Genomic DNA, 16,315 nt, shown 5'->3' with positions numbered 1-16,315 from the left:
GTCGCCTTCCGCTTGGTCGACCTCCGACGGGCTGGCGTCGGGTGGGCAGTCTTCTTGTCGTGCGCAGCCATGGTGGTGTGGGGGGAGGGGAGTGGGTGGGCTGGTCGGCAAAGTCGGCGCTGAGGTCCAGCGGTGAACCGAAACAACGTCGTGCCGGGAGTAGTGTGCAGGCGCCCCGAGCACGGCCGCACCGCAGGGTGGGTCGACCATACAGCCGCCACCGCCAGGCGTAGCACGCCGAGGTTCATAAAGGGGTCGTTCCCCGCCAACGCCTGCAAAACCTTGCCTGGACTGCAACTCCACGGCAGGTCGGCGGCGTGTCGGAGGGGACCCTGGGTTAGCGTGTCCCCTCGTGCGTGCGATCCGTCGATTCACCGTTCGGCCGGTGCTACCCGAGCCGCTGGCTCCGCTTGGTGAGCTGGTCATGAACCTCCGCTGGACCTGGGACGCCCCCACCCAGGACCTCTTCGCGGCCGTCGACGCCGAGAAGTGGGAAGCCCTGGGGCACGACCCGATACGGCTGCTGTCGGAGGTGAGCCCGGAGCGCTTGGCCGAGCTGAGCGCCGACCGGAGCTTCCTCGCCCGGCTGGAGGAGACCGCCGCCGACTTGCGGGAGTACCTCACCGGCGACCGCTGGTACCAGACGCTCGGCCCCCAGGCGCCCCGGCAGATCGCGTACTTCTCGCCAGAGTTCGGCATCAGCGCCGCCCTGCCGCAGTACTCCGGCGGTCTGGGGATCTTGGCCGGCGACCACCTGAAGACCGCCAGCGACCTGGGCGCGCCGTTGATCGGTGTCGGCCTGCTCTACCGCTACGGCTACTTCCGGCAGTCGCTCACGGCCGACGGCTGGCAGCTCGAGCACTACCCGATCGTCGACCCGCAGGCGCTGCCGCTCACGCTGCTGCGAGAGCCCGATGGCACGCCGGCGCGAGTGAGCGTCGGTCTGCCGGGCGGCCGCCAGCTGGCCGCGCGGATCTGGGTGGCGCAGGTGGGGCGGGTGCCTCTGCTGCTGCTCGACTCCTCGGTCGAGGAGAACGCGCCCGCCGAGCGTGACGTGACCGACCGGCTCTACGGCGGTGGCACCGAGCACCGACTGTTGCAGGAGATGCTGCTCGGCATCGGCGGTGTTCGGGCGCTTCGGACCTACTGTCGGATCACCGGCGCGCCGCAGCCGGAGGTGTTCCACACCAACGAGGGGCACGCCGGCTTCCTCGGACTCGAGCGGATCCGGGAGTACGTCGAGGAGGGCGGACTCGACTTCGACGCGGCGCTGGAGATCACCCGGGCGGGGACGATCTTCACCACCCACACCCCTGTCCCGGCCGGCATCGACCGGTTCACCCGCGACCTGGTGGCGCAGCACTTCGGCGGCGACAACGCCTCGCCGGGCGTCCCCGTGGAACGGATCCTCGCGCTCGGCGCCGAGGACTACGAGGGCGGCGACCCCGCGCTGTTCAACATGGCCGTCATGGGCTTCCGGCTCGCCCAGCGGGCCAACGCGGTGAGCACGCTGCACGGCCACGTCAGCCGGGCCATGTTCGCGGGCCTGTGGCCGGGCTTCGACCAGAGCGAGCTGCCGATCACCCACGTCACCAACGGTGTCCACGCCCCGACCTGGGTCGCGCGCGAGATCGCTGAGCTGGAGGCGAAGGCGCGTGGCAGCGCCGACGTCGGGGCGTGGGAGGCGGTCGACGCGATTCCCGACGCGGCGCTCTGGGAGACCAAACGCACCCTGCGCGCTCGGCTCGTGCGCTTCGCGCGCCAGCGGCTGCGGGAGTCCTGGCTGGCCCGGGGAGCCACGGAGGCGGAGCTGGGCTGGATCGACAACGCCCTCGACCCCGACGTGCTGACCGTCGGTTTCGCCCGCCGGGTCCCGTCGTACAAGCGGCTCACCCTCATGCTCTCCGACCGCGAGCGCCTCAAGCGCCTGCTGCTCGACCCGGAGCGACCGATCCAGCTGGTGATCGCGGGCAAGGCGCACCCGGCCGACGAGAGCGGCAAGAAGCTGATCCAGGAGATCGTCTGGTTCGCCGACGACCCCGAGATCCGCCACCGGATCGTGTTCCTCCCCGACTACGACATGGACCTGGCCTACCAGCTGGTCACGGGTTGTGACGTCTGGCTCAACAACCCGCTACGGCCCTACGAGGCCTGCGGCACGTCGGGGATGAAGGCGGCCCTCAACGGCGCACTCAACGTCTCGATCCGGGACGGCTGGTGGGACGAGTGGTTCGACGGTGAGAACGGCTGGGCGATCCCGTCCGCGGACGGGATCGACGACCCCTGGCGACGTGACCAGCTCGAGGCCGCCGCGCTCTACGAGCTCCTGGAGGAGCAGGTCACCCGGCGGTTCTACGATCGCGACGCCTCGGGCCTGCCGCGGCGCTGGCTGGAGATGGTGCGGCACACGCTCCGGTCGCTCGGCCCGAAGGTGCTCGCCAGTCGGATGTTCGCCGAGTACGTCGAGAAGCTCTACACGCCGGCGGCGGCCAGTTCCCGCGCGTTGAACGCCTCCTTCGACGGCGCCCGCGAGCTCGCCGCGTGGAAGCAGCGGGTGCGTGAGGCGTGGTCGGGCGTCCGCGTCGACCACGTGGAGTCGAGCGGCCCCGGCGACGGTGCGGAAGTCGGGGGATCGGCCACCGTGCGGGTCTACGTCAGCCTCGGCACGCTCTCGCCGGAGGACGTCGACGTCCAGGTGCTGCACGGTCGAGTGGACGACTCCGACGAGCTCCAGGAGCCGTCCACGACCTCGCTCAAGCCGGCCGAGGCCTACGAGGCGGGTCGGTACCGCTACGACGGCGAGGTCCGCTTCGACCGGACCGGCCCGGTGGGCTACACGGTGCGGATCCTGCCGTCGCACCCGCTGCTCGCCTCGCCCGCGGAGCTCGGTCTCGTCGCCTGGCCGCCGCCTCCGCACGCGATGACCAACGGCGACTTGCGGTAGCGCTCGCTCGTTTCTGTCGTGCCGGCGGCCCCTGGTGGCCGCCGGCACGCGCGTGCTTGGGCGCAGGGCGCCCTGAGTTCGGCGCTCACCGGGTCAGCGGTCGGCGAGCTGAATCTCGGTGAACGCCTTGGTCTGGGCGGTGATGGCCCGTTCAGTCGGCAGGCGTTCCATCGAGGACGCGCCGTAGAACCCGTGGAGGCCGGGGACGCGGGAGAGGAGGTACGCGGCGTCGTCCGGCTCGCTCACCGGCCCACCGTGGCAGAGCACGAGGACGTCCTCACGGACGGACCGGGCGGCCGCCGACCACTCGCGCGCCAGCTCGACACACTCGTCGAGGGTCCGCGCGGTCTGGGCTCCGATCGCCCCGCCGGTGGTGAGACCGAAGTGGCACACCACGATGTCTGCCCCGGCCTCGGTCATCGCGGCGGCGTCCTCGGCGGAGAAGACGTACGGCGTGGTCAACAGGTCGTACGTCGCCGCCTTGCGAATCATCTCCACCTCGAGCGCGTAGCTCATGCCCGTCTCCTCGAGGTTGGCGCGGAACACGCCGTCGATGAGGCCGACGGTGGGGAAGTTCTGCACGCCGGAGAAGCCGAGCCGAGCCAGCTCGGGCAGGAAGACGTCGGGGTCGTAGAAGGGGTCCGTGCCGTTGACGCCGGCGAGGACCGGCGTGTGCTTGACCACCGGGAGCACCTCGCGGGCCATCTCGACCACGATCTCGTTGGCGTTGCCGTACGCCAAGAGACCGGCGAGCGAGCCGCGACCGGCCATCCGGTAGCGCCCGGAGTTGTAGATCACGATCAGGTCGATCCCGCCGGCCTCCTCACAGACCGCTGACAGGCCGGTGCCGGCGCCGCCGCCGATGATGGGGCGGCCAGCGGCGACCTTCTCGCGCAGACGGTTCAGGATCTCGGCGCGGGGAATGCGTGCCATGGCGTCCTTTCGATCTCAGCGAGCAGTCCAGTGGTGTGCGGAATCCAGAGTCGAGTGGGAAGACGTTCCCTCGGTCGTGTCACGCCCGGGACCCGGCGGTCTGCGGTGAGGGAAGGCGCGACCGCAGCCAGTCCACCATGGCCTGGGCGAACTCCGGCGCATTGACGTCGAGGTCGAGCTCGATCAGCTCAACCCGCTCCTGGTCGAGCGTGGAGCGGATGGCGTCGAACAGCGCAGCGTCGGCCGCGGGATCGTGGAACGGCTCGCCCTCCACACTCAGCGCCGACACCCCTCGCAGCGGCAGGAAGACGGCTGCGGGTCCGGTCGCGGTGGACACGCGGCGGGCCAGCCGAACACCGAGCTCGTGACACTCCTCGGGGGTGGTGCGCATCAACGTGACGCTGGGGTTGTGCACGTAGAGGTTCCGGTGGGCGAACTCGGCCGGCACCGTGTCACGCGGACCGAAGTTGACCATGTCGAGGGCACCGACCGACACCGCCTGCGGGATGCCGGCCGCACCGGCGGCGGTGACTCGGCTGGGCCCGGCGGAGAAGACGCCACCGACCAGCTCGTCGGCCAGCTCGGTGGTGGTGACGTCGAGGACGCCGGCCAGCCAGCCGTCCGCGGCGAGCTTCTCGAGGTTCCGGCCGCCGGTGCCGGTCATGTGGAAGACCACCACCTCGTAGCCGGCCTGCTCCAACAGACCGCGGGCGGCTGTGACGCACGGCGTCGTGACGCCGAACATGCTCGCGGCGACCAGCGGTCGATCCTCCTCCGCACGCGGCGGCTGGCTCGTCACCATGCCGGCGATCGCCGCGCAGGCGTTGGCGAGGATCCGTCTGGACAGCCGGTTGACGCCCGCGATGTCGGTGACGCTGGGCATCAGGACGAGGTCGCTCTCGCCGATGTAGGCGCGGGTGTCACCGGACGCCGCGGTGGAGACGATGATCTTCGGCATGCCTAGGGGCAGGCCTCGGAACGCTTCCGCGGCGATCGAGGTGCCACCGGTCCCACCCAGCGCGAGCGCGCCGTCGACGCGTCCCTGCGCGTGAAGGTCGGCGAGCACCGCCGCGGCGCCGGCCGCCATGGCGGTCACGGCCGCGCCTCGGTCGCCCGCGGCACACAAGCTCGCGAGGTCGGCTCCGCCGGCGGCGGCCACCTCCTCTCGCGAGATGTCGGGCGGGAACGCGGGCTCACCGAGAACGCCGGCGTCGACCACGAGGGTGTCGATGCCGGACTTCGCGAGCTGGTCCCGGACGAAGGCGTACTCGGCCCCCTTGGTGTCGAGGGTGCCAACGAGCACGACGGTGGGCACGGTGACCTCCCTAGACAGACCACAAGCGTGACGTCGGCGCGAGGTGCGCTGTAGACGATGATCTCCCGTTCGGGCTCCGGTTCACCACGACCGATCGAGGCTGCCGGCTCACGCGTGGTCGGCCACCGCGCGCAGGGTCCCAGTGGTCTCGAGTTCGTGAACGAGGTCCCCGAAGTCGAGGTTCTGGATACGCCGAACACCGTCCATGGTCGACAGCTCATGGCGAAGCTCGGGATGGCGCAGGTAGAAGACGACGGTCAGGTAGACGACTCCGGGATTGACGCGGAGCGGATGAAGCTCAATCTGGTGGTTGCGCTTCCGGAACCATGCGAGCCGGCCAAGAAAGTTCTCTTCCGGATCTCGGCCGCGGTCCTTCCGCTCGACCACGGTCAGATCAAGATAGGGGGATCCAGCTATGCGTGGATGCACCTCTCTGATCGAGTCCCATGAATAGAAACAGCAGCCGAGCTGAGACCAGTAGTGAAGGCCGTTCGGACTTAGTCCAACACCGAGCGTACTTCGTTTTCGAATCAGTCCGCCGATTGTCCATGTCAAAAGAAGCGCGCCAAAGAACGGGCTGACCCTGCCGAAGACTTGCGCCCGATGACCCCACCAGTTCTCGCCTGTCGACGAAGCGTCGAAAAGTAACGGAAAACTGATAAGGGTTACCGCTAGGAAAAAGAACGATAACGATCTCGCGATCGATGCGAGCCGCAAATTCCACAAGGCTACCGCGTGTGTGCCGCTACGTAGCCGAGTAAGCTCCACCGCGGAAGCCGAGCGGCGCCAGCAGGTCGCCGTTGTAAGGTAGACGCCTATCCCTCCGAATACCACGAAGCCAAGAGTGAAACATTCTAGGATAGCCATCCCAATCCTGTGTTCTACAAAGTCGCGTGGGATGGCTGCGGTGAGTGCTATCGCTAGAATAATCGCGCCGAAGCATACAGTCCACGCAAGACGTTTGCGCCGATACCAAGTGGAGGGCAAAGGGATAGGCATCGTTCTCCTCTTCGCGGGCCCGGTTCAATAGGGGGCAGTCGTCGGCTCCCCGGATCCAGGCCAGGACTGACTGCTAGTAGCTTGTCTAGAGCGGTCCTATAGTTTTTGTCGTACCATCCGCTCGTAGCTTCCGATGCAATAAATCCGAGGGTAGCACCAGCAAGCGGAGCCGCCCAAAACCAGGTGGGTGGAGCGAGCGCGAGAGCGATTGCGGCAGACGCTGCACCTACGCTGAGGCTCACCGCTGTCACGACGATAACCTTCTCAGGTGGATCTCCGGCCGCGAGTGAGTCTAGGACGCCGCGTACAGTGATGACAGGTCCTCCGATGCGGCACACGCGCCCCGTTAAACCATATGCGTGCGGCCGGTTGTGCTTATCACGATACCTTTCGATCCAGGCTTCGGTTAGGCCAAATTTGGCTTCCACAGTTGGGAGGGCAAGTTGATTCCAGTCATAACTGTCGTTCCCAACGAACACCTCGCGGATCGAGTCGTGAACAGAGTCTACAGTGTCTCTGATCTCCTCATAGACACCCTTACGCCATTCGTATAGCTCGCGAGCGGCTTCTTCGGTGAGGCATTTACTCGTATCCTTCGGGGTTCAGCTCGAACTCGGGTGGCCATATACAGCCATCCTCGATCTTGAGCTTCGCCTCTCGGGCGCGGCGCTCCACCCATGCGATGCGATTTGCGCCGCCTCGAGGACGTCAGCCATGTGGTCGAGCAGGCGAGCGCGTTTGTGTAGGGCGTCGACGAAGCGAAGGATCGTCGGTAGTCCTTCGCGCAGGTTCATGGCGAATCTTTCGCTGGCTGGGTCGCGCCAAGATTCGATGTGGTCCCGAAGGACCTGTCTGACGGCGCTCTCAGCTTCTTCGGCTAGAGGCGCCAAATGTGACCGGTACCAATCCGCGACCGCGCGAATGCTGGCGGGATCCCCGCCAAGTACGATGGTAGGAGGTTCGCCCACACCTTCCCCTTCTTAGCGGTCTGCGTTCTTGCTTCCAAGACCCCAGGCACTGAAAAGCTCCGGGTCGAAGGTCAACATGCGGTCATGTATTGGAGATAGGAACCGATTATTTTGCTCCTCCATTTTCCGATAAACCTTCGCCACTTTCCTTAATTTGTCAGCGGAGTTTTCGAGGCTCATGATAAGGTGTACGTACTGAGCAACTGTAGCTTCGATAATGTCTTGAACGACCAGAGCGAATGGCCCTGCGTCGACTCGTTCAGGTCTTGCTTGCTCTGCTCGGCTATCAAGTACGCCGGCTGTCTCTTCGAGCAGTCGACTCCATCGGTCGATCACGCCAGCACTGAAGTACCGTTCCCCCGCGAGGGTGATTACGTATTCGTCTTCTGCCCCCATATCGGTCCTCGCACTGTTCCCATCACGACAGTTTCACCACCGATCGTAGTCACCTGGCAACTGATATGCGGAGGTTGTCCACAAGGGACGCTGTGCAGGTTGGGCGTGGTACACGGCGCTGCAGGAGGCCGAGCGGCAAGGTCCGCCGAGCGGAGACGTTCGATCATGCCGAGCGGCTGGTTGGCTGAGGCCGGGAGCGGGGCGCCCGGGCGCGAGTCGACACACGCCCGGGCGCTGATGAGATCGCGAGACGTCGAGCGTCAGGATTCGACGCGCACGTCGATCTCCGCCGTGTCACCGACGAGGAGCTCGAGCGTGCCGATGCGCCCCGCGGCCTGGAGGTCGCGCCGGGCCGCCGTCAGCAGCTCGACGTCGGCGGCCGGTCCGGTCACGACCACGCGTGTGACGTCGGCGCGCATCGACAGTCGCCGTGCCGACTTGAAGCCACGAACCGCGCTGAGCACCGAGCCGACCGCCGCGAGAAGGGTCGCGTCACCGGGGGCGTCGGCGAGCTCCCCACGCGTCGGCCACGGCGCGTTGTGCACCGATCCCTCCTGCCACCACGACCACACCTCCTCGGTCACGAACGGCATGACCGGCGCGAACAGCCGCAGCACCACCGACAGCGCGAGGGCCAGGGAGGCGCGTGCCGACTCCGGCGCGGCTGGGTTCGAGGGGTCCTCCTCACCGCGAAGCGCCGCGTAGGCGCGGTCCTTGACCAGCTCCAGGTAGTCGTCGCAGAACTCCCAGAAGAACCGCTCGGTCGCCTCCAACGCGGTCGTGTAGTCGAACGCGTCGAGAGCGGCCGTCGCGGTGTCGATGGTGTCGGCGAGCGCGGCGAGCGTGGCGCGGTCCAGCGGCTCGGTCACGAGGCCAGGGTCCGGGTTCACCGCGCCGAGACCGAGCACGAAGCGGCTGGCGTTGAGCAGCTTGGTCGCCAGCCGCCGTCCGACCTTCATCTGCGTCTCGTCGAACGGCGAGTCCTGGCCCGGTCGCGCCCCGGCCGCGCGCCAGCGCACGGCGTCGGCGCCGTATCGGCGCAGCACGTGGACCGGCGTCGTCGCGTTCCCCTTGGACTTGCTCATCTTCTTGCGGTCGGGGTCGACCACGAAGCCGGAAATCGCGGCCCGCCGCCACGGCAGCGAGTCGTGCTCCAGGTGGGAGCGCACGACGCTGTAGAAGAGCCAGGAGCGGATGATCTCGTGGGCGTGGGCGTGCATGTCCATGGGGAACGTCCGCGCCCACAGGTCCGGGTCGCGTTCCCAGCCGCAGGTGATCTGCGGGGTGAGCGAGGACGTCGCCCAGGTGTCCATGATGTCCGGGTCACCGAGGAAGCCGTGCGGCTGGCCTCGTTGCTCCTCGGTGTAACCGTCAGGGATGTCGCTGGCGGGGTCGACGGGGAGCTGGTCCTCACGCGGCAGGATCGGGTGGTCGTAGTCCGGCCGACCGTCGCCGTCCAGCGGATACCACACCGGGATGGGGACGCCGTAGAAGCGCTGCCGGCTGATGAGCCAGTCGCCGGTGAGGCCCTCCACCCAGTGCTCGTAACGGTGCCGCATGAACGGCGGCACCCAGGCCAGCTCCCGTCCCCGGGCAAGGAGGGCTTGACGTAGCTCGGGATCGCGGCCGCCGTTGCGGACGTACCACTGCCGGCTGGTCACGATCTCCAAGGGCAGGTCGCCCCTCTCGTAGAACTTCACCGTGTGGGTGATGGGGCGCGGCTCGCCCACCAGGTCGCCGGACTGGCGCAGCAGCTCCGCCACGCGGCGCCGGGCCTCCGCCACGGGCAGGCCGGCGAGCTCGGCGTAGGCACGGCGGCCTTCCTCCGACAGCCCGTCCGGCGGTTGCGCCACGATGCGGCCGTCGCGCCCCACGACGGCCCGCACCGGCAGCTTCAGCTCCCGCCACCAGGTCACGTCGGTGGTGTCGCCGAACGTGCACACCATGGCGATGCCCGTCCCCGTCGTCGGGTCGGCCAGCCGGTGCGCGAGCACGGGCACCCGCGCTCCGAACAGCGGCGTCCGCACGGTGCTGCCGAACAACCGGCGGTACCTGTCGTCGTCCGGATGTGCCACGAGGGCGACACACGCCGGTAGCAGCTCGGGTCGGGTCGTCTCGATGAGGATCGGGTCGCCCCCGTCGTCCCGGTGGAACGCCAGTCGGTGGAACGCGCCCGGCCACTCACGGTCTTCCAGCTCCGCCTGCGCCACCGCGGTCTGGAAGCTCACGTCCCACAGCGTCGGCGCGTCGGCCTGGTACGCCTCGCCGCGCGCGAGGTTGCGCAGGAAGGCCCGCTGCGACGCCGCCCGGGCGATCTCGCCGTTGGTGGTGTACAGCAACGACCAGTCGACCGACAGTCCGACCTGCCGCCACAGTGCCTCGAAGGCCTGCTCGTCCTCGGCGGTGAGACGCTGGCACAGCTCGACGAAGTTGCGCCGGGAGATGGTCTCTGGTCGGCTCGACGGCTTCGCGGGCGGGGTGTACGTCGGGTCGTACGGCAGGGACGGGTCACACCGGACGCCGAAGTAGTTCTGCACCCGCCGTTCGGTCGCCAGCCCGTTGTCGTCCCACCCGATCGGGTAGAAGACCGCACGCCCGCGCATGCGCTGGTAGCGGGCCACGATGTCGGTGTGGGTGTAGGAGAAGACGTGGCCCACGTGCAGGCTCCCGGACACCGTGGGCGGCGGGGTGTTGATGGAGAAGACCCGCTCGCGCGGCGCGGAGCGGTCGAAGCGGTAGGCGCCGCGCTCCTCCCAGATCGGTGCCCACTTCGCCTCCAGCCCGTCCAAGGAGGGCTTGTCGGGGATTCGCGCGGCACGGACGGTCGGGCGAGCGTCCGCCTGGTGGGTGTGCCCGAGGGCGTGGGGTGCGACGCGTGCTGGGCTCGGAGCGTGGCGTGGGGTGTGCTCGGTCGACGTCGCCGTCTCTGCGGACGACGAGGCTGGTCTTGTGGACGGCATGATGGCTCACCTGGTCTGGAGGGACGCGCGCGCCGTTGTGGGCACGCGCGACCGACGGAGAAGGACGAAGGTCAGGAAGTGACGACGAGGATGAGACGGATCGACGAGCGCTCAGAGGCGCGTGGATACTCGCGCCCGCGCGCCGCCGCGACCGAGCCGGGCGCTCACGTAGAACGATCCGTACGAAGCCATCACACGTCAGTATAAGCGCGCGATCGCTGAGCGTATCGACGTCGACGCGGGCATGGGCGACTCGAGGTCTCCACCAGCCCGCCTACTACGATGCGTAGTCGAGTGCTGATTCGGACGGGCGAGGGTGGAGTCGTGATCGATGCCGTGACCATTGGGCTCATCGTGCTGAGCCTCCTCCTGGCTGGCCTGTGCCTGGTGGCGGCCGTGCGCGACCGCTCGCCCGCTACCCTCCACGTCGGCGCCGCCGCGCTGGTGGAACTGGTCTTGCTCATCCAGCTCGTGGTGGCGGTCGTCCGGCTCCTTCTCGGCGACCGGCCAGCCGAGCTCGGCACGTTCGTGGGCTACCTCATCGCGTCCGTCCTGGTCGTGCCGGTCGCGGTGCTCTGGGCGGCCGCCCAGCGCGACCGGTGGAGCAGCGTCGTTCTCGGCGTGGCCGGGCTGGTGATCGTCGTCCTCGTCCTTCGCATGCAGCAGGTGTGGACCGGTGTCTGAGCAGCCTCAGCGTGTGGAGCGGGTGGACGCCGGCCCGCGCTTCGCCGCGCACACCGCGTCAGGTCCAGGGCGTGCCCTCGTCGCGGTCTACGCGGTGTTCGCCTTGGCGGCCAGCGCCCGAGCGGGTGTCCAGATCGCGACCCGGTTCGCCGAGGCGCCGGTGGCGTACGCCCTCTCGGCGTTCTCCGCGGTCGTCTACATCGTGGCCACGGGCGCGTTGGCGCGCGGCGGACCGCACGCCCGTCGGGTGGCATGGGTCGCGTGTGGGATCGAGCTCGTCGGTGTCCTCGTGATCGGCGCCGCCAGCCTGCTCTATCCTGCGGCGTTCCCGGACGAGACGGTCTGGTCCGCGTTCGGGCAGGGCTACCTCTTCATCCCGCTCGTCCTGCCGGTGCTCGGGCTGGCCTGGTTGCGACGGACCCGGCTTCGCTGAGTAGCCCCGGCTGAGCCGCTCGGGCCGCCACGCCGCAGCGGTGGCCAGGAGACGGGCCGCGGTGGCCAGGGGGACGAAGGAGCCAAACGGGGAGCAGCCGACCCCGCCCGCCGCCCGTCCGCACCGGTGACCGTGCCCCCAGCTCGTCGCGCTGACTCCCTACACTGCACCGCATGAGTGCCTCGCAGCCTGACGCTTCCGCGCCGCCGCTTCCGCAGACGTTCTCGCCTGCCGAGATCGAGGGAAAGCTTTACGAGCGCTGGGTCGAGCGCGGCTACTTCACCCCGTCGGGCAAGCCCGACGCGACGCCGTTCTGCATCGTGATCCCGCCGCCGAACGTCACGGGATCCCTGCACGTGGGGCACGCGCTCGACCACACGATCCAGGACATTCTGGTTCGCAGGCGGCGGATGCAGGGCTACGACACCCTGTGGCTGCCGGGCACCGACCACGCGGGCATCGCCACCCAGAACGTGGTGGAGCGGGAGCTCGCCAAGGAGGGCCTGTCGCGGCACGACCTCGGACGCGAGAGGTTCGTCGAGCGGGTCTGGCAGTGGAAGGCCGAGTCAGGCGGCCGCATCCTCGGCCAGATGCGCCGTCTCGGCGACTCGGTCGACTGGAGCCGTGAGCGCTTCACGATGGACGAGGGCCTGTCGCGGGCCGTCCTCACGATGTTCAAGCGGCTCTACGACGACGGCCTCATCTACCGGGCCGAGCGGATCATCAACTGGTGCCCGCGCTGCCTCACCGCGCTCTCCGACATCGAGGTCGAGCACTCCGAGGACGAGGGCGAGCTGGTCAGCATCCGCTACGGAGAGGGTGACACCTCGATCGTGGTGGCGACGACGCGGGCGGAGACGATGCTCGGGGACACCGCTGTGGCGGTGCACCCCGACGATGAGCGCTACGCCCACCTGGTCGGCCGCGAGGTCGAGCTGCCGCTCACCGGCCGGCGGGTCCCGATCATCGCCGACGCCCACGTCGACCCGGAGTTCGGGACCGGCGCGGTGAAGGTGACGCCCGCCCACGACCCCAACGACTTCGAGATCGGTCGGCGGCACAACCTGCCGAGTATCGAGATCATGGACGAGCACGGTGTGATCACCGCGCACGGTCCGTTCCAAGGGCTCGACCGGTTCGAGGCTCGGCCGGCGGTCGTCGCCGCGCTGCGCTCCGAGGGACGCATCGTCAAGGAGATCCGGCCCTACCGCCACGCGGTCGGCCACTGCCAGCGTTGCGACACGGTCGTGGAACCGCGGGTCTCCCTCCAGTGGTTCGTCAAGGTCGAGCCGCTGGCGCGCGCGGCGAGCGAGGCGGTGCGCGACGGCCGGATCACGATCCACCCGCCGGAGATGGCCAAGCGCTACTTCTCCTGGGTCGACAACATGCACGACTGGTGCATCTCCCGCCAGCTCTGGTGGGGGCACCGGATTCCCGTGTGGTACGGCCCGGACGGCCAGGTGGTGTGCGTCGGTCCAGACGAGGAGCCACCGTCGGGCGAGGGCTGGACCCAGGACCCGGACGTCCTCGACACCTGGTTCTCCTCCGGGCTGTGGCCGATGTCCACGCTGGGGTGGCCCGACGAGACCGACGACCTGGCGCGCTACTACCCGACCAGCGTGCTCGTCACCGGCTACGACATCCTCTTCTTCTGGGTCGCCCGGATGGCGATGTTCGGCCTGTACGGCATGCAGCACCGTGGTAAGGCCGACAGCGTGCCGTTCCGGGAGGTCGTGCTCCACGGCATGGTGCGCGACGCCCACGGCAAGAAGATGTCGAAGTCGTTCGGCAACGTCGTCGACCCGCTGGACTGGATCGAGCGCTACGGCGCGGACGCGACCCGGTTCACGCTGGCGCGCGGCGCCAACCCCGGCTCCGACGTCCCGGTGAGCGACGAGTGGTGCCAGGGTGCGCGGAACTTCGCCACCAAGCTGTGGAACGCGGCCCGCTTCGCGCTCATGAACGGCGCGTCGACGGAGCTGCCGATCCCGGACCGGCTGTCGACCGCCGACCGGTGGATCCTCTCCCGTCTCCACCGCCTGATCGCCGAGGTCGACACCTACTACGACAGCTACGAGTTCGCCAAGGTCTGCGAGGCGATCCAGGGATTCGCGTGGGGCGAGTTCTGCGACTGGTACGTCGAGCTCGCCAAGACCGAGTTGACAGCCGGCGGCGAGGCCGCCGACGCCGCTCGGGCGGTGCTCGGGCACGTGCTCGACCGACTGCTGCGCCTGCTCCACCCGGTGATGCCGTTCGTCACCGAGGAGCTGTGGCTGGCGTTGACGAAGGGCGAGTCCCTGGTGATCGCCGAGTGGCCGCGCGCCGAGTCCGACTGGCTCGATGACGCCGCGGAGGCCGAGATCGCGCGACTGCGCCGGCTCGTCACCGAGGTCCGCCGCTTCCGCGCCGACCAGGGCCTGCGTCCGGGGCAGCGGGTCCCCGCCCGGCTGGTGGGCATCGAGCGGACCGTGCTCGCCGGGCACGAGACCGCCATCCGTTCGCTGCTGCGGCTCGATCCGCCGGGTGAGGGCTTCAACCGGACGGCGTCCCTGCTCGTCGACGACGTCACGGTCGAGCTCGACACCGCCGGCGTGATCGACGTGGCGGCCGAGCGCAAGCGGCTGGAGAAGGACCTCGCCAACGCCCGCAAGGAGCGTGACCAGGCGGCGCGCAAGCTCGCCAACCCCGACTTCTTGAACAAGGCGCCGGCGCAGGTGGTGGAGAAGGTCCGCACCCAGCACGCGACCGCCGAGAACGAGATCGCACGGTTGGAGGCGCAGCTGGCGGCGTTGCCGTCGCCGCGCTAGCCGGACGCACCTGGCGGGCGTAGGGAGAGACGACCGGCTGTCATCCGGTGGAGCCTGCTACCGCTCGGCGTGGGCCCGTGCGGGCAGACTTGTCGAAGACACGAAGGAGCAGGCGACCAAAGTGGTGAAGAACAAGGGTGGCCGTCGGGCCGACGCGAGGTACGCCGAGGTGGAGAAGGCACTCCTCGGCCGGCTTCCGGAGCACAAGTCGGTCCAAGGGCGCAATATCGAACGTATCCGCCTTCTGTGCTCGACCCTCGCCGACCCGCAGCACGCCGCGCCCGTCATCCACCTGACGGGGACGAACGGCAAGACGACGACCGCGCGGATGATCGACTCCCTGCTCACGGCGTTCGGCTTGCGTACCGGTCGGCTCACCAGCCCGCACCTCGCGGAGGTCCGCGAGCGGATCAGCTTGTCCGGCGAGCCGGTGTCGCCGGAACGGTTCGTCCAGATCTACGACGAGGTGATGCCCTACGTCGACCTCGTCGACCAGCAGGTCGATCGACCGCTGTCGTTCTTCGAGGTGGTCACCGCCTTGGGCTTCGCGGCGTTCGCCGACGCCCCCGTCGACGTCTCCATCGTCGAGGTAGGACTCGGCGGGGAGTGGGACAGCACCAATGTCGCGGACGGCAAGGTCGCGGTGGTGACCCCGATCGCGGTCGACCACGCGAAGTACCTCGGCAGCACGCCCGCGGAGATCGCCGTCGAGAAGGCCGGCATCATCAAGCCCGGCGCGGTCGCGGTGGTCGCGCAGCAGGAGGTCGAGGTCGCCAAGGTGATCTTGCGTCGCGCCGCTGAGGTGGGCGCGTCGGTGGCCCGCGAAGGGCTGGAGTTCGGCGTCCTCAGCCGGGAGCTCGCGGTCGACGGTCAGTTGATCACGCTCAAGGGTCTGACGGGCGTCTACGAGGACATCTACCTCCCGCTGCACGGCGCGCACCAGGCGCACAACGCCGCCTGCGCGCTCGCCGCGGTCGAGGCGTTCCTCGCGGGCGGTACCGACGAGGAGAAGGGACTCGACGCCGACGTCGTGCGTGAGGGGTTCGCCAACGTCCGGTCGCCGGGCCGGTTGGAGGTGGTGCGCACCAGCCCGACCGTCGTGCTGGACGCGGCGCACAACCCGCACGGCGCGGCGGCGTCCGCCGAGGGGGTGACCGAGGCGTTCACGTTCGACCCGCTCATCGGCGTGGTCGGGATGATGCGCGACAAGGACGTCGAGGGCGTGCTGTCGGCCTTCGAGCCGATCTTCGCGAGGATCGTGTGCACGCAGAACTCGACCATGCGCGCGATGCCCGCGGCCGAGCTCGCCGCGATCGCGACGGAGGTGTTCGGCGAGGACCGCGTCGAGACGGTGCCTCGCCTCGACGACGCCATCGACACCGCCGTGCGGTTCGCCGACGAGGGCAGTCCTGAGCTGGGGATGGGTGGTGTCCTCATCACCGGCTCCGTCATCACGGTGGGCGAAGCCCGCGTGCTGCTGAAGGGCAGGTAAGCCGGTGCGGCCGGTCCTTTCCGCCATCCTGGTCTTCGAGGCGATCGTGGTCCTCCTCGCGATCCCGGTGGCTGTCTCACTCGGCGAGGTGAGCGGCGGACTGGCCGGCGCGGTCGGTGGTGGCGTCGCCGCGGCGTGTCTGGTGGCCACCGGTGTGCTGCGCTATCCGTTCGGACGCTGGGCGGGCTCGGCCCTGCAGGTGGTGGCGGTGGCGCTCGGTTTCGTGGTGCCGTTGATGTTCGTCCTCGGAGTGGTCTTCGGCGCCCTGTGGTTCGTGTGCTTGGCGGCGGACCGCAAGATCGCGGCTGCCCAGACCCACCGGGGTGAGGGCGACGGTTGACGGCCACCGGCAGCGTGGGAACCGGTCTCGAAGCCGGGCAGGTC

General features: G+C 68.9%; 10 protein-coding genes. 6 read left to right on the top strand and 4 right to left on the bottom strand.

The window, feature by feature from the left end:
* The first annotated feature begins 352 nt into the window (after nucleotides 1-352).
* Nucleotides 353-2,944 (top strand): alpha-glucan family phosphorylase, encoded by a 2,592-nt coding sequence (glgP, locus tag DFJ64_RS03665; protein WP_115849161.1) that lies wholly within the window; start codon nucleotides 353-355, stop codon nucleotides 2,942-2,944.
* Nucleotides 2,945-3,037: 93 nt separating this feature from the next.
* Here the strand turns inward: glgP and DFJ64_RS03660 are convergent, their stop codons facing one another.
* The 4 genes from DFJ64_RS03660 to valS form a co-directional block, all read right to left on the bottom strand.
* The gene (locus DFJ64_RS03660; protein WP_115849160.1) at nucleotides 3,038-3,877 is read right to left on the bottom strand and encodes a phosphoenolpyruvate hydrolase family protein; all 840 of its coding nucleotides are present in this window, start codon (nucleotides 3,875-3,877) and stop codon (nucleotides 3,038-3,040) included.
* Between the two features lie 79 nt (nucleotides 3,878-3,956).
* Nucleotides 3,957-5,192, bottom strand: a complete 1,236-nt coding sequence (locus DFJ64_RS03655; RefSeq protein WP_115849159.1) for a Tm-1-like ATP-binding domain-containing protein — start codon at nucleotides 5,190-5,192, stop codon at nucleotides 3,957-3,959.
* A gap of 108 nt (nucleotides 5,193-5,300) precedes the next feature.
* Nucleotides 5,301-5,579, bottom strand: a complete 279-nt coding sequence (locus DFJ64_RS03650; RefSeq protein WP_115849158.1) for a hypothetical protein — start codon at nucleotides 5,577-5,579, stop codon at nucleotides 5,301-5,303.
* Nucleotides 5,580-7,815: 2,236 nt separating this feature from the next.
* Nucleotides 7,816-10,515, bottom strand: coding sequence for a valine--tRNA ligase (valS, locus tag DFJ64_RS03645; protein WP_115849157.1), 2,700 nt, complete (start codon nucleotides 10,513-10,515; stop codon nucleotides 7,816-7,818).
* Between the two features lie 324 nt (nucleotides 10,516-10,839).
* On the opposite strand from valS, the gene DFJ64_RS03640 reads away from it, so the two are divergent.
* From DFJ64_RS03640 to DFJ64_RS03620, 5 genes are all read left to right on the top strand, one after another.
* Nucleotides 10,840-11,199 carry a hypothetical protein gene (locus tag DFJ64_RS03640; protein WP_115851799.1) on the top strand — a complete coding sequence of 120 codons (360 nt, stop codon included), beginning with the start codon at nucleotides 10,840-10,842 and terminating at the stop codon, nucleotides 11,197-11,199.
* Complete coding sequence (locus tag DFJ64_RS03635) at nucleotides 11,192-11,632, top strand: hypothetical protein (RefSeq protein WP_245940931.1); 441 nt, start codon at nucleotides 11,192-11,194, stop codon at nucleotides 11,630-11,632. Before DFJ64_RS03640 ends, DFJ64_RS03635 begins: the two co-directional genes overlap by 8 nt.
* A 173-nt stretch (nucleotides 11,633-11,805) precedes the next feature.
* Entirely contained in the window at nucleotides 11,806-14,439 is a 2,634-nt protein-coding gene (locus DFJ64_RS03630; RefSeq protein WP_115849156.1) for a valine--tRNA ligase, read from the top strand.
* Nucleotides 14,440-14,560: 121 nt separating this feature from the next.
* The gene (locus DFJ64_RS03625; RefSeq protein WP_245940930.1) at nucleotides 14,561-15,931 is read left to right on the top strand and encodes a bifunctional folylpolyglutamate synthase/dihydrofolate synthase; all 1,371 of its coding nucleotides are present in this window, start codon (nucleotides 14,561-14,563) and stop codon (nucleotides 15,929-15,931) included.
* Between the two features lie 4 nt (nucleotides 15,932-15,935).
* Nucleotides 15,936-16,271: a DUF4233 domain-containing protein gene (locus tag DFJ64_RS03620; protein ID WP_115849154.1), complete on the top strand. Its 336-nt coding sequence runs from the start codon at nucleotides 15,936-15,938 to the stop codon at nucleotides 16,269-16,271.
* Nucleotides 16,272-16,315: the final 44 nt, after the last annotated feature.

The organism is Thermasporomyces composti, assembly GCF_003386795.1.
GTDB classification, from domain to species: Bacteria; Actinomycetota; Actinomycetes; order Propionibacteriales; family Actinopolymorphaceae; genus Thermasporomyces; species Thermasporomyces composti.
This window is presented reverse-complemented; position numbering and strand designations above follow the sequence as displayed.